The sequence below is a fragment of the Serratia rhizosphaerae genome, from assembly GCF_009817885.1.
Lineage (GTDB): Bacteria > Pseudomonadota > Gammaproteobacteria > Enterobacterales > Enterobacteriaceae > Serratia_B > Serratia_B rhizosphaerae.
Genome location: NZ_CP041764.1, coordinates 1,975,197 through 1,988,525 on the forward strand (window position 1 = coordinate 1,975,197; position 13,329 = coordinate 1,988,525).

Genomic DNA, 13,329 nt, shown 5'->3' on the forward strand with positions numbered 1-13,329 from the left:
CCGGCTGTTGTTACACGGCCTACACCACGGTTTCTTTCTGGCTGAACGTCGCGCTGCGCCCGACGCCGTGCGGGATAAACGACAGCAGCCAGCTCAGCAGCGACATCGCGCCGACCAGCACGCCGCGCACCAGCGGCGGCGCATAGTCCGCCATCCGCAGATAGCCGCGGAAGCCCAGCGCCAGCACGTCCCGCAGGCTGTCAATCGGCTTGTCTTCAGGGAAGCCGTCCTGCCACAGCGCCCAGGTATCGGCGCGGGCAAACGTGCACTGAATAAAATCAATGTGCTGGCGGGTGGTCAGTGCCACCATGCGCAGCCCGATCTTGGCGCCGAAGGCGCGCGTCACCACGCAGGGGAAGCTGTATTCCTGCCGGCCGCGTTTGAGCAGCAGCCCGACCTTGTCGCCCTCTTGCAGCCGATCCGGCAGGCGCATTTCCACCCCGACGCCGCCGTCGGAGTAATCGCGCAGCGTGCAGGGATACAGGTGGCCGTCTGCGCACGACAGCGCGGCCGGCATGGCGATTTCCACCCGGTGCGACTGACGCACCTGTTTGGCTTCCACCGCCACCGCCACCGCCCCGCCGAGAATGGTCATGTTGTACAGCACCCACACCAGGCTGACGATCACCGTCATGATTTCATCCGCCGGGCCGTACATCATGCGCCAGACGCCGAAGCACAGGCCGGCCAGATTCAGCAGCACCAGCACCATATATGGCCGGGTAATCACCCAGTCGACGTGTTCCTCTTCCACCAGGCCGCCCTTGGCGGTGACGTTAAATTTACCCTTGTGCGGGTTGAGCAGCGCCACGGTGGTCGGCCGGGCGATATACCACGCCAGCACCGTTTCGTAGATTTCGCTCCAGAACGAGTGGCGGTATTTGCCCTGAATGCGCGAGTTGGTCAGGCTGGAGTGGATCATATGCGGCAGCACGTACAGCGCGATGGCCAACGCCGGTGCGAAGATGATATAGGCGTGCAGCAGCAGAAACGCCAGCGGCGCGGTCAGGAAGATCAGCCGCGGGATGCCCGACAAGAAGTGCAGCATGGCGTTGGCGTAGCACAGTCGCTGCGCCAGCTTCAGCCCCTTGCCGAACAGCGGGTTGTCCAGGCGGAAGATTTGCACCATGCCGCGCGCCCAGCGTATGCGCTGACCGATATGCGCCGACAGGCTCTCGGTCGCCAGTCCGGCCGCCTGCGGAATGCGGATATAGGCCGAGGTGTAGCCCAGACGGTGCAGGCGCAGCGAGGTATGCGCGTCTTCCGTGACGGTTTCCACCGCGATGCCGCCAATTTCATCCAGCGCCGAACGCCGTAAAATAGCGCAGGAGCCGCAGAAGAAGGTGGCGTCCCACATATCGTTGCCGTCCTGCACCAGCCCGTAGAACAGCGTGCCTTCGTTCGGCGTCTGGCGGAAGCGGCCCAGGTTGCGCTCAAACGGATCCGGCGAGAAGAAGTGGTGCGGCGTCTGCAGCATCGCCAGTTTGCGGTCTTTAAAGAACCAGCCCATGGTCAGCTGCAGGAAAGAGCGCGTCGGCACGTGGTCACAGTCGAAGATCGCCACGAATTCGCCGCTGGCGTGCTGCAGCGCGTGGTTGATATTACCGGCCTTGGCGTGCTCGTGCGTGGCGCGCGCAATATACTTCACCCCCACCTCTTCGGCGAAAGCGCGAAACTCCGGGCGGTTGCCGTCGTCCAGAATAAAGATATTCAGCTTGTCGCGCGGCCAGTCGATGCCCAGCGCGGCATAGATGGTCGGTTTCACCACGCTGAGATCTTCGTTATAGGTCGGTACCATCAGATCGACCGTCGGCCACTGGCGGCTGTCCGGCGGCATCTCAACCGGCTGACGGTTCAGCGGCCACACCGTCTGGAAATAGCCCAGCACCAGCACCACCCAGGCGTAGGTTTCCGCCACCAGCAGCAACAGGCCGCAGATCAGGCTGAGCGGGTCATCCCAGTTCAGCGTGGCGGTATAGCGCCACCACAGATAGCGGCAGGAGACGGTCAGCGACAGCACGATCAGCATCAGCGCCGGCAGACGCCCCGGCACCCGCCGCACCACCAGCGCAATGCCCCACAGCAGCAGCACAAACACAAACTGCGCGGACAGATCGAACGGCTGGGAGATGCACAGCAGCGCCAGGATCGCCGCCAGCACGCCGGCAAAGATAAACAGGATACGGCGCAGATGGCGGTTCATCCGCCCCAGGCGCGCCGTGGTCTGCTGCTCGACGCCGGCGTCCGCCAGCCGGTGCGGCAAACGCTGCATCCAGTTGAGGTAGCGCAGGCGCAGCGTGCGCCAGCCGCTGAAGGTAAAACGCGTGCGCGACCCGCGCCCGCTGCGAAACAGCAGCAGCCACAGCGCCTGCAGCAGATAGCGCAGCGCGTCGGCCGGACGCGGCCGGGTAGAGGAAAGATGCGGGAACCAGTAGGTCCGGCCGGCGCGAATGCGCTGCCAGGACGGTGATTCAAAGCGCAGCAGCGCCCAGCCGCAGGCAATCAGCAGCGTGGTCAGCAGGGCAGTCAGCGCTGACGAACCGTTGCGCCGGTAGCCGCGATAGCGCGTCTGCACCGCCTGATAGACCGGCGGCATCAGCAGCAGATTCATCACCCGGCTCATGCGGCGCTGTCCTGCAGATGCAGCAGGCACCAGTTGGCCAGCGTCAGAATCTCATCCGCCGCCAGGCTCTCCGGGCGGTATTCCCCCAGCGGCTGTTTCATCGCCGGCGCCTCCGCCAGCGCCTCGTCGCGATGCACCGTCACCGGCAGCAGGTTATGCAGGCTCTGCAGCCACAGCTGATGCAGATCCTGCTGCAGCTGACTGTGCGGGTTGTAAGCGTTGACCAGAAAATGGCCGTGCTCCGGCAACGGCTGCTGATGCAGGCGCGCATGGCAGTTGGCGTCCGGCGTCAGCAGCACAAACGCCCGGTCGGCGGCGTCGAGCGCCTGCCGTGCCGGCGCATCGTCACCCGCCGGGACGTCCAGCAGGATCCAGCGATAGCGCCCGGCGTCCTGCAGCTGACGGATCTTTTCTCGCCACGGCGTAGGGCTTTGCTGCAGATTGCGGCGTTCCGCATCGCTCAGCCGGCCAAACGGCAGAAAGTCGAGGTTTTCGCTGTAGCGCATCGCCCCTTGCCGCCAGTCGCCGCCGTCCAGCTCCGCGCGCGCCCAGCCGCGCGCCAGCGCGAACGGCGTGTTGAAATGCAGGCGCAGTAAATTATCCGCCGAACAGTCGATCGCCAGCACCGATTCACCCAGTTGCTGAAATGCCCAGGCCAACGCCGCCGTGACCGACGTCGTTCCTATTCCGCCCCGCATCCCCTGCAGCGCAATTACCGGCATAAATTAGTGACTCCCTGATTCTTTGGACAATTCATCCAGCAGCGGCCAACGCGTCATCATTTGCATTAAACGTTCCTGCTGCAAAATATCGATATAACGTAATGGGGGTAAGGAGAAAGCGTGACGCAGCGCCTGCAGGTCATCCGGCGTTTCTGACGATAAATCCGCATCGGAGCGTATTAATTGATTATCCATCCTGCGGTCTCTGAAAATAGGCTAATATTACATAACTATAGCAATGATATGGAAAGAAATATCCAATAAGACAAATCCTAACGGATATTATTACTCAGGTGGCGAATTTGTTATTATTGATGACAATGTTACAATCGTTTATTAATTTAATCCAGTTGCCAGTTATTGACCCGCGACGCTTTCAACGAAAGTAGAAAAACCTATGGCGCACTCTTTCTCATTAGGAATACGACAGATTTGGGAAGAACTTTCTGTCATGCAGTCCCCTGGATTTTATTGGATTAACTGCGACCGCCAACCCGACGCCAACCTGCTTTGCCGTCAAATCATCGCCGCGCTATCCGCCGACAGCCGCGGCGCCTTGATCTGCAGCGGCGACAAACCCGACGCGCTGCTGAGCGAACTGGCGGCGCCGGCGCTGCGCAAACTGCCGCTGTACACCCTGCCGGAAAAAAAGGCCGCGCTGCTCAGCCTCAGCGACGATCTGACCCGCGCCCTGAAGCCACGCAACCGCCTGCTGATTCTGTTGGCCCACGCCAGCCTGTGGCAAACCTTCACCCGCGACGAAATCCACGCCTGGCTGCGCGAGCTGGTCCATTGGCTGCGCCGCCGGCAGTGCACCCTGGTGGTGCTCAGCCACGGCAACGGCGTCAATAAACTGCGCGGCCAACTGGCGGCGCAGCACCGCGTACTGGACGGGCTGGCCAGCCTGCAGTGGCAACAGGACAGCGCACAGTATCTGGTGAACTGGTGGGGCACGGCAAACGGCGTCAACGCCAACCAGCTGCTGACGCTGTACGCCGCGCAGCAAGGCTGGCAGGGGGAAGACGACCAGAAACCCGTCCCCAGCGCCGCGCGCAACGACGACCACCTCTATCTGGCGGAACAGCGCGTGCTGGAAGGCGCACCGCCGCTGTCCGCCAACTGGCAACTGCTGGAAAACAACGCCCAGCTGGCGCAGCAGGGCATGCTGATGCTGTCTGCCACGCTGGTGTTCGCCCTGTACCACAGCGAGGAAATCGATACGCTGGCGCAGCAGATCCACAGCCTGCGCCGGCAGCGCGGCAACGGTCTGAAAATCGTGGTGCGCGAAATGCGCGCCAGCCTGCGCTACAGCGATGAACGCCTGCTGCTGGCCTGCGGCGCCAACCTGATTGTGCCGCACGTCGCGCCGCTGTCGCGCTTTCTCACCATGCTGGAGGGCATCCAGGGGCAGCGCTTCTCACGCCACGTGCCGGCAGATATCGACGTGCTGCTGTCCGGCCTGCGCCCGCTGCAGCTGAAAGGCTATCTGCGCCCTGAGGCGTTTACGACGGCGGTGCGCTCGCTGATGGGCAATACCCTGCTGCCGGAAGACGGCAAAGGCGTGATGGTGGCGCTGCGTCCGGCGCCGGGGCTGCGCGCCGAACAGGCGATGACGCTGTGCCAGCTGCGCCGCTTCGGCGACGTGATGACCGTGGCGCAGGGACGGCTGCTGCTGTTTCTCTCCACCTGCCGCATCAACGATCTGGACACCGCGCTGCGGCACATCCTGCGCCTGCCGGTGGAGGAGGCGTTCAGCAACCGCGTAGTATGGTATCAGGACGTCGATATCAACTCGGAAATCAAGCGTATGGCGCAGGGCGTCGCTACCCCCGCCGCCCGGCAGGAAACGCCGATCGCTGCCAAAACGGCGGAGAAAAACGCGGACGCCGCGCCGCCCGCGCGCCGCCAGCCGGTGGCCATCACCCTGCCCGCCGCTCAGGAGAAACAGGCATGATCAATCTGGACGACATCGTACAGCTGGTGCTGCTGTGCGCGATTATCTTTCTCCCGCTGGGCTATGGACTGCACCGCCGCTTCCCCCACGGCTGGCGCAATATAAAAAACCGTTTTCTTTCACCGCGTTATCTGCAGTCGGCCGGATTGTGGTCGCGCGATGGTTCCACCTCTCAGATTAAGCGTAAGAAACCGCAATGAACGATAAAAACACGACGCACACCACGCACGCGCTGTGGCGCTACTGGCGCGGTCTCGGCGGCTGGAACTACTATTTTCTGATTAAATTCGGCCTGCTGTGGTTCGGCTATCTGAACTTCCACCCGCTGGCCAACCTGGTGTTTATGGCCTTCCTGCTGATGCCGATCCCCGCGCTGCGGCTGCACCGCTGGCGCCACTGGCTGGCGATTCCGATAGGTATCGCGCTGTTCTATCACGACACCTGGCTACCGGGTATCAGCAGCATTCTCAGCCAGGGCTCGCAGCTCACCGGCTTCAGCGCCGACTACCTGCTGGAACTGGTAACGCGCTTTATCAACTGGCAAATGGTCGGCGCGGCCTTTGTGGCGCTGATCGGCTACCTGTTCCTGTCGCAGTGGATCCGCGTGACGGTGTTTACCGTCGCAGCGCTGGTCTGGCTCAACCTGCTGGCCATCGGCGGCCCGGCGTTTTCCCTGCTGCCGTCCGCCCCCAGCACCGCGGCGACGCCGGGGCCAGCCGCTACGCCGGCGTCCGCTGACGATACCGCCAACGGCCAGTTGCCCGCCGCCAGCGGGCCGCCGACCAGCGCCAATCTGACGGCCTACCTCGATCGGTTCTATCAGCAGGAGAAAAAGCGCGCCACCGCCTTCCCGGCATCGCTGCCGGCCGATGCCCAGCCGTTCGACCTGCTGGTGATCAATATCTGCTCGCTGGCCTGGTCGGACATTGAGGCCTCCGGGCTGCAGAACCACCCGCTGTGGGCGAAAATGGACATTATGTTCGACAACTTCAACTCGGCGACCGCCTACAGCGGCCCGGCGTCGATTCGTCTGCTGCGCGCCAGCTGCGGCCAGACGTCGCACCGCGACCTGTACCAGCCGGTGAATAATCAGTGCTATCTGTTTGATAACCTGGCGAAACTTGGTTTCAAAGAGCAGTTGATGATGGACCATTCCGGCGTGTTCGGCAATTACCTGAAAGAACTGCGCGAGGAAGGTGATATGCAGGCGCCGCTGATGTCGCAGGCCGGCATCGGCAATGAGCTGGCCTCGTTTGACGGCGAACCGATTTACAACGACCTGCAGCTGCTGAACCGCTGGCTGGAGCAGCAGAAAAACGGCGGCGAAGCGCGCACCGCGACCTTCTTCAACCTGATTCCGCTGCACGACGGCAACCGCGCCGTCGGTTCGAAAAAGACCGCCGACTATGCGCCACGGGCGCAGCAGCTGTTCGATCAGTTGAACACCTTCCTTGACCAGTTGGAGAAGTCCGGCCGTAAAGTGATGGTGGTCATCGTGCCGGAACACGGCGCGGCGCTGGTCGGCGACAAAATGCAGATGTCCGGCCTGCGCGATATTCCCAGCCCGAGCATCACCCACATTCCGGTCGGCGTTAAGCTGGTCGGCATGACAGCGGCACACCCGGGCAGCCCGCTGCAGGTGAAAACGCCGAGCAGCTATCTGGCGATTTCCGAACTGGTGGCGCGCCTGGTTGACGGCAAAGCCTTTAGCGCCGACCAGGTAGACTGGCAGACGCTGACTCAGGGCCTGCCGCAGACCGCGCCAATCTCTGAAAATGATAATGCGGTGGTGATGCAATATCAGGGTAAAACCTATATTCGCCTTAACGGCGGCGACTGGGTGCCCTACCCGCAATAACAAGGATGGCGGATAGCAAACGGGCGCATAAAATATGCGCCCGTTTTATTTTAATCATGTCAACATTTTGACTAGGAACATTCTGAATACAAATGCGATTCTTGTTTTTAACCGCGATAAGAAATAATTACCCTGCTAGTCATTCTGCATACTTTCGCTATTTTATGACATAAAAAGGCGACGCTATTTAACCTTTCCGACATAAGGGAAAATGGCCATATTCCTTATCCGCTCGTCGCCGGCGACTTTATTTCTGCCTGGCTGAATAACAGGGGCCGCCGCTACGGCCCCTGCTCCCCCAGCGGGTTATCCGCGCTCCTCATCCTGATCGACGGCAAAACACGCCACCATCTGCTCGCCATACTGGCGCAGCTGCGGCTGGCGCTGCGTACAGGCGCCGAACGCCCGGCGGCAGCGGGCGTTAAATGCGCAGCCCGGCGGCGGGTTCATCGGGCTGGGCAGCTCGCCGCTCAGCTTGATGCGCTCCCGACGCATATCCGGGTTCAGGCGCGGCGTCGCCGACAGCAGCGCCTGAGTGTACGGATGGCGCGGATTGTTGAATATGGCGTCCTTACTGCCCTTCTCCACGCAGCGCCCCAGATACATCACCATCACCTCGTCGGCGATATGCTCCACCACCGACAGGTCGTGCGAAATAAACACGTAGGACAGCCCCAGCTCCTGCTGCAGGTCCATCATCAGGTTAAGTACCTGCGCCCGCACCGACACGTCAAGCGCGGAGACCGGCTCATCGGCGATCACCACGTCCGGATTCAGCATCAGACCGCGGGCGATGGCGATACGCTGCCGCTGGCCGCCGGAGAACATATGCGGATAGCGGTCGTAATGCTCGGTTTTCAGCCCGACTTTGGCCATCATCGCCAGCGCCTTCTCCCGCCGCTCGGCGGCGCTGAGCGAGGTGTTGATCAGCAGCGGCTCCTCAAGGATCTGCCCGACCTTCTTGCGCGGGTTGAGCGATCCATAGGGATTCTGGAACACAATCTGGATCTTCTGTCGGCGCAGCTTTTCCGCCGTGACGTCCGGCTTCAGCAGATCCTGCCCCTGATAGTACAGCTCGCCGTCGGTCGGCGTCTCAATCATGGTCAGCAGGCGGCCCAGCGTGGACTTGCCGCAGCCGGATTCCCCCACCACCGCCAGCGTCTTGCCGCGCTCCAGGGTGAAAGAGACGCCGTCCAGCGCTTTCACCAGCCGCTCCGGCGCAAACAGGCCTTTCTTCACCGGATAATACTTCTTCAGCCCGGTGGCCTGCAGTAAAGGTTGATTCTGGCTCATACGGTCGGCCTCCCCGCATCATCCAGCGGTGTGTGACATTTAACCTGACGGCCGGGAATGCTGCGCAGTTCCGGCTCCTCATTGCGACAGCGCTCGGTGGCGTACGGGCAGCGCGGGTTGAGCAGACAGCCGCCCGGGCGGTCATACTTGCCCGGCACCACGCCCGGCAGCGACGCCAGGCGCGCCTTGTCGGCGGCAAACTCCGGCAGCGCGCGCAACAGCGCCTGGGTATACGGATGGCGCGGCGCGCGGAAGATTTCCGACGCCTTGCCGGACTCCACCACCTGACCGGCGTACATCACGATAATGTGCTGCGCCGCTTCCGACACCAGCGCCAGGTCGTGGGTAATCAGCACCAGCGCCATGTTTTCACGCTGCTGCAGCTCCAGCAGCAGCTCGATGATCTGCGCCTGGATGGTGACATCCAGCGCGGTGGTCGGCTCATCGGCAATCAGCAGCTTGGGCCGGCAGGCGATCGCCATGGCGATCATCACGCGCTGGCTCATACCGCCGGACAGCTGATGCGGGTAGACGTCCAGCCGCGACGCCGGGTCGGGAATCCCCACCTGCGTCAGCAGATCGACCGCGCGCTGACGCCGGGTGCGGCGGCTGCCGCCCTGGTGCACCTTCAGCGCTTCCATAATCTGAAAACCGACGGTGTAGCACGGGTTCAGACTGGTCATCGGATCCTGGAAAATCATCGCCACTTCGGCGCCCACCAGCTGGCGGCGCTCTTTCTCTGACAGTTTCTGCAAATCCTGGCCGTTGAACGCCAGGTTATCGGCCATCACCCGGCCGGGATAATCAATCAGCCCCATAATCGCCAGCGAACTGACGGACTTGCCGGAGCCGGATTCGCCGACAATGCCCACTACCTGCCCCTGCTCCACGCTGTAGCTGATGCGATCAACCGCGCGGAACGGCGCGCCTTCGTCACCAAAGTGCACCGAAAGCTTATCTACATTTAATAACGCCATGATCCATTCCTCAGTTACTGCTTGAGTTTGGGGTCGAGAGCATCGCGCAAACCGTCCCCCATCAGGTTAAACGCCAGCACCGTCAGCAGAATCGCCAGCCCCGGGAAGGTCACTACCCACCAGGCGCTTTGCGCGAACTGCAGTACGTCGGAGAGCATCGTGCCCCATTCCGGCGTCGGCGGCTGTGCGCCCATACCGAGGAAACCCAGCGCGGCCATATCGAGAATGGCATTGGAAAAACCGAGCGACGCCTGCACGATCAGCGGCGCCAGACAGTTAGGCAGAATATTGACGAACATCTGGCGCAGCGCCCCGGCGCCTGCCACCCGTGAGGCGGTGACGTAGTCGCGGTTGACCTCCACCAGCACCGCCGCGCGGGTGAGGCGCACGTAGTGCGGCAGGGCGACGAAGGTCAGCGCCAGTGACGCATTGACGATCGACGGCCCGAATACCGCCACCAGCACCAGCGCCAGCAGCAGGCTCGGCAGCGCCAGCATAATATCGACGACGCGCATGATGACGGCGTCCACCACGCCGCCGCAGTAGCCGGCCAGCAGGCCGAACACCACGCCCATAATCAACGACAGCGCCACCACCAGACAGCCGACCAGCAGCGACAGGCGTGCGCCGAACATCAGCCGCGACAGCACGTCGCGGCCCACGTCGTCGGTGCCGAGAATAAACTGCCAGCTGCCGCCCTCCTGCCAGACCGGCGGTTTGAGCAGCGCGTCGCGGAACTGTTCCGCCGGCGCATGCGGCGCCAGGAAACCGGCGCCCAGCGCGATAACCAGCATAATGATGATATAGACCAGGCCGACCACGGCCCCTTTATTGCGCTTGAAGTAGTGCCAAAACTCCTGCAGCGGCGTCATGGGCTTCGGCGCGCCGGTGGCTACCGGCTCAGTTACTTGAGTCATTACGGCGCCCCTTATTTCTTGTGACGAATACGTGGGTTAACCACGCCGTAGAGCACGTCTACCAGCAGGTTAACCAGGATGATCATACAGGCGACCAGCAGCACCCCACCCTGCACCACCGGGTAGTCGCGCCGCTGCAGCGCTTCAATCAGCCAGCGGCCAAGGCCCGGCCAGGAGAAGATGGTTTCGGTCAGAATGGCGCCCGCCAGCAGCGTGCCGACCTGCAGACCAATCACCGTCACCACCGGCAGCAGCGCGTTGCGCAGCGCATGCACCACAATCACCCGCATGCGGCTGACGCCCTTGGCGCGCGCGGTGCGGATATAGTCCTCCCCCAGCACTTCCAGCATCGACGAACGGGTCATACGCACGATCACCGCCAGCGGAATGGTGCCCAGCACTACCGCCGGCAAAATCATATGCATCACCGCATCGACAAAATCGCCGGGCTCGCCCCAGAATAAGGTGTCGATCAGCATAAAGCCGGTCAGCGGCAGAGTATCGTCAAGGAACACCGTATCGCTGATCCTGCCGGAGACCGGCGTCAGGTTCAGCTGCACCGATACCAGCATGATCAGCATCATTCCCCACCAGAAAATCGGCATCGAATAGCCGGTCAGCGAGATGCCCACCGCGGTATGGTCAAAAATCGATCCCCGCCTCACCGCCGCCAGCACGCCGACCGGAATGCCCACCAGCACGGCGAATATCATCGCGCAGATGCCCAGCTCCAGCGTCGCCTTAAAGCGCGGCACGAACTCGTCCCAGACGGAAATACGGCTCTTGAGGGACGTACCCAAGTCGCCCTGCAGCACATTGGATACGTAAGTGAAATATTGCTGATACAGCGGCTTGTCCAGCCCCATTTCCGCCATGATCTGCGCATGGCGCTCTGCGGAGATCCCGCGCTCCCCGGCCATGATCGTCACCGGATCGCCGGGGATCATGTGCACAAAGACAAAAGTCAGCAAAGTAATGCCGATAAACGTTGGGATAACTAACCCCAAACGTCGGAGTATGAACTGCAACATATCCCGAACTCTCTGTATAGGCGCCCGACAGCTCATCGTCCGCCGGGCTTATTAAGCTCACATCTTCTGAAAAGATCCTGGCGGGGACGGGCAGCCGCAGGCGCAACGCGTTGTGCCTGCGGCTGATGCGCCATCCCCGGCTTGTCAGGGCCGGGTAAACCCGGCCCGGTTAAGCATTAATCCAGGGATACGTTCTCGAAGTGATGTTTACCCAGCGGATCCACCACGTAGCCTTTGACTTCTTTACGCACAGGCTCGTAAACGGTGGAGTGGGCGATGATCAGCGCCGGCGCCTGGTCGTGCATCACCACCTGCGCCTGCTTGTAGAGTTCGATGCGCTTGTTATGGTCAGAGGCGGCACGCGCCGGCTGAATCAGCGCTTCGAACGACTTGTCGCACCAGCGTGAATAGTTGGAACCGTCCTTCGCCGCCGCGCAGCTGAACAGCGTGGCGAAGAAGTTATCCGGATCCCCGTTGTCGCCGGTCCAGCCCATCATCACCGTCTGGTGCTCGCCGTCTTTGGCGCGCTTGAGGTATTCACCCCACTCATAGGAAACGATTTTGGCCTTGACGCCGATCTTCGCCCAGTCGGACTGAATCATCTCCGCCATACGGCGGGCGTTCGGGTTGTACGGACGCTGTACCGGCATCGCCCACAGGTCGATGGTGAAGCCTTCCGCCATGCCGGCCTCTTTCAGCAGCGCCTTCGCTTTTTCAGGGTCGTAGGCGTAATCCTTCACCGCGTCGTTGTAGCCCCACATGGTCGGCGGGATCAGGTTTTTCGCCGCCTGACCGGCACCCTGATAGACCGCATCGATAATGGCCTGCTTGTTGACCGCCATGGTCAGCGCCTGACGCACCTTCACATTATCCAGCGGCTTTTTCTCGACGTTAAACGACACATAGCCGACGTTCAGCCCCGGCTGTTCCATCAGGTTGATCGTTTTGTCCTGCTTCATACGCGCCAGGTCGGCCGGGTTCGGGTACGGCATCACCTGACATTCGTTTTTCTGCAGCTTGGCGTAACGCACGGAGGCGTCCGGCGTGATGGAGAACACCAGACGGTCGATCTTCGGCTTGGTGCCCCAGTAGCCGTCGAACGCTTTATACAGGATGCGCGAGTCTTTCTGGTACTGCAGCAGCTGGAACGGACCGGTGCCGACCGGGTTGAGGTCCACTTTTTCCGGCGTGCCGGCTTTCATCATGTTGTCCGCATATTCCGCCGACAGAATCGAGGCGAAATCCATGCCCAAATCGGCCAGGAACGGCGCTTCCGGACGGGTCAGCACAAAGCGCACGGTGTGATCGTCCACCTTCTCCACCTTGGCGATCAAATCCTGCATGCCCATGCCCTGGAAGTACTCATAGCTGCCGCCGGAGACCTTGTGGTACGGGTGTTTGGCATCCTGCTGGCGTTCGAAGGAGTAGACCACGTCGTCGGCGTTGAAATCGCGCGTCGGCTTAAAGATTTTGCTGCTTTGCCACTTCACGCCTTTACGCAGGTGGAAGGTGTAGGTTTTGCCGTCTTCACTGACGTCCCATTTTTCGGCCAGGCTCGGCTCGATTTCGGTGGTGCCGAGTTTGAACTCCACCAGACGGTTATAGATTGGCACCGAGCTGGCGTCATAGGTGGTGCCGGAGGTGAACAGCTGCGGGTTAAAGCCTTCCGGCGAACCTTCAGAACAGTAAACCAGCGTTTTCGCCTGTACGCTGGCGGCGACGGTCAGCGCCACCAGTCCTATACCGAATTTCAGCATCCCCGATTTGGTCAAGGAACTCGTCATCGTTAGTGCTCCATTTGTGATGTGATGTGTGTATACCCGTCACGTTTCCGCTGGCCGGTGCGACGGCGGCCCTTACCTGGCCCACTGCCAAGGCAGTGCGCCGTTCTGGGGTGCCGCTTTCCTGCAGCATGAAATCGTGGGGGTTAATGTCCGCCAGACCTGTATTTTTT

At 61.7% G+C, this 13,329-nt stretch carries 11 protein-coding genes; 3 read left to right on the forward strand and 8 right to left on the reverse strand.

What is annotated here, in order from left to right:
- Nucleotides 1-19 precede the first annotated feature (19 nt).
- The 3 genes from bcsA to bcsR are packed head-to-tail and all read right to left on the reverse strand — an operon-like array spanning nt 20 to nt 3,540.
- On the reverse strand, nt 20-2,623 hold the full coding sequence (gene bcsA / locus FO014_RS09275) for a UDP-forming cellulose synthase catalytic subunit (RefSeq protein ID WP_160029185.1): 2,604 nt from the start codon (nt 2,621-2,623) through the stop codon (nt 20-22).
- Complete coding sequence (bcsQ, locus tag FO014_RS09280) at nt 2,620-3,345, reverse strand: cellulose biosynthesis protein BcsQ (RefSeq protein WP_160029187.1); 726 nt, start codon at nt 3,343-3,345, stop codon at nt 2,620-2,622. The genes bcsA and bcsQ overlap by 4 nt, the downstream gene beginning before the upstream one ends.
- Before the next feature lie 3 nt (nt 3,346-3,348).
- Complete coding sequence (gene bcsR, locus FO014_RS09285; protein WP_105229309.1) at nt 3,349-3,540, reverse strand: cellulose biosynthesis protein BcsR; 192 nt, start codon at nt 3,538-3,540, stop codon at nt 3,349-3,351.
- Nucleotides 3,541-3,742: 202 nt separating this feature from the next.
- Between bcsR and bcsE the strand changes: the two genes are divergently transcribed.
- Genes bcsE through bcsG form a run of 3 tightly spaced genes read left to right on the forward strand, consistent with a single transcriptional unit; the run spans nt 3,743 to nt 7,157 of the window.
- Nucleotides 3,743-5,299: a cellulose biosynthesis protein BcsE gene (gene bcsE / locus FO014_RS09290; RefSeq protein WP_160029189.1), complete on the forward strand. Its 1,557-nt coding sequence runs from the start codon at nt 3,743-3,745 to the stop codon at nt 5,297-5,299.
- Nucleotides 5,296-5,499 (forward strand): cellulose biosynthesis protein BcsF, encoded by a 204-nt coding sequence (bcsF, locus tag FO014_RS09295; protein WP_160029191.1) that lies wholly within the window; start codon nt 5,296-5,298, stop codon nt 5,497-5,499. Before bcsE ends, bcsF begins: the two co-directional genes overlap by 4 nt.
- The gene (gene bcsG, locus FO014_RS09300; protein ID WP_160029193.1) at nt 5,496-7,157 is read left to right on the forward strand and encodes a cellulose biosynthesis protein BcsG; all 1,662 of its coding nucleotides are present in this window, start codon (nt 5,496-5,498) and stop codon (nt 7,155-7,157) included. The genes bcsF and bcsG overlap by 4 nt, the downstream gene beginning before the upstream one ends.
- Before the next feature lie 306 nt (nt 7,158-7,463).
- On the opposite strand, the gene dppF is transcribed toward bcsG, so the two are convergent.
- From dppF to dppA, 5 genes are all read right to left on the reverse strand, one after another.
- The gene (dppF, locus tag FO014_RS09305) at nt 7,464-8,450 is read right to left on the reverse strand and encodes a dipeptide ABC transporter ATP-binding subunit DppF (RefSeq protein WP_105229305.1); all 987 of its coding nucleotides are present in this window, start codon (nt 8,448-8,450) and stop codon (nt 7,464-7,466) included.
- Nucleotides 8,447-9,427, reverse strand: coding sequence for a dipeptide ABC transporter ATP-binding protein (gene dppD, locus FO014_RS09310; RefSeq protein WP_105229304.1), 981 nt, complete (start codon nt 9,425-9,427; stop codon nt 8,447-8,449). The genes dppF and dppD overlap by 4 nt, the downstream gene beginning before the upstream one ends.
- 14 nt (nt 9,428-9,441) lie before the next feature.
- Nucleotides 9,442-10,344: a dipeptide ABC transporter permease DppC gene (gene dppC / locus FO014_RS09315; protein WP_111736199.1), complete on the reverse strand. Its 903-nt coding sequence runs from the start codon at nt 10,342-10,344 to the stop codon at nt 9,442-9,444.
- A gap of 11 nt (nt 10,345-10,355) precedes the next feature.
- Nucleotides 10,356-11,375 carry a dipeptide ABC transporter permease DppB gene (dppB, locus tag FO014_RS09320; RefSeq protein ID WP_105229302.1) on the reverse strand — a complete coding sequence of 340 codons (1,020 nt, stop codon included), beginning with the start codon at nt 11,373-11,375 and terminating at the stop codon, nt 10,356-10,358.
- A gap of 176 nt (nt 11,376-11,551) precedes the next feature.
- Nucleotides 11,552-13,159 carry a dipeptide ABC transporter periplasmic-binding protein DppA gene (dppA, locus tag FO014_RS09325; RefSeq protein ID WP_160029195.1) on the reverse strand — a complete coding sequence of 536 codons (1,608 nt, stop codon included), beginning with the start codon at nt 13,157-13,159 and terminating at the stop codon, nt 11,552-11,554.
- Nucleotides 13,160-13,329: the final 170 nt, after the last annotated feature.

What these genes read in the sequence shown, in the direction of transcription:
- dppD (WP_105229304.1), bottom strand. Translation starts at nt 9,427, where the DNA reads ATGGCGTTATTAAATGTAGATAAGCTTTCGGTGCACTTTGGTGACGAA.
- bcsF (WP_160029191.1), top strand. Translation starts at nt 5,296, where the DNA reads ATGATCAATCTGGACGACATCGTACAGCTGGTGCTGCTGTGCGCGATT.
- bcsG (WP_160029193.1), top strand. Translation starts at nt 5,496, where the DNA reads ATGAACGATAAAAACACGACGCACACCACGCACGCGCTGTGGCGCTAC.
- bcsA (WP_160029185.1), bottom strand. Translation starts at nt 2,623, where the DNA reads ATGAGCCGGGTGATGAATCTGCTGCTGATGCCGCCGGTCTATCAGGCG.
- bcsR (WP_105229309.1), bottom strand. Translation starts at nt 3,540, where the DNA reads ATGGATAATCAATTAATACGCTCCGATGCGGATTTATCGTCAGAAACG.
- dppB (WP_105229302.1), bottom strand. Translation starts at nt 11,375, where the DNA reads ATGTTGCAGTTCATACTCCGACGTTTGGGGTTAGTTATCCCAACGTTT.
- bcsE (WP_160029189.1), top strand. Translation starts at nt 3,743, where the DNA reads ATGGCGCACTCTTTCTCATTAGGAATACGACAGATTTGGGAAGAACTT.
- bcsQ (WP_160029187.1), bottom strand. Translation starts at nt 3,345, where the DNA reads ATGCCGGTAATTGCGCTGCAGGGGATGCGGGGCGGAATAGGAACGACG.
- dppC (WP_111736199.1), bottom strand. Translation starts at nt 10,344, where the DNA reads ATGACTCAAGTAACTGAGCCGGTAGCCACCGGCGCGCCGAAGCCCATG.
- dppF (WP_105229305.1), bottom strand. Translation starts at nt 8,450, where the DNA reads ATGAGCCAGAATCAACCTTTACTGCAGGCCACCGGGCTGAAGAAGTAT.
- dppA (WP_160029195.1), bottom strand. Translation starts at nt 13,159, where the DNA reads ATGACGAGTTCCTTGACCAAATCGGGGATGCTGAAATTCGGTATAGGA.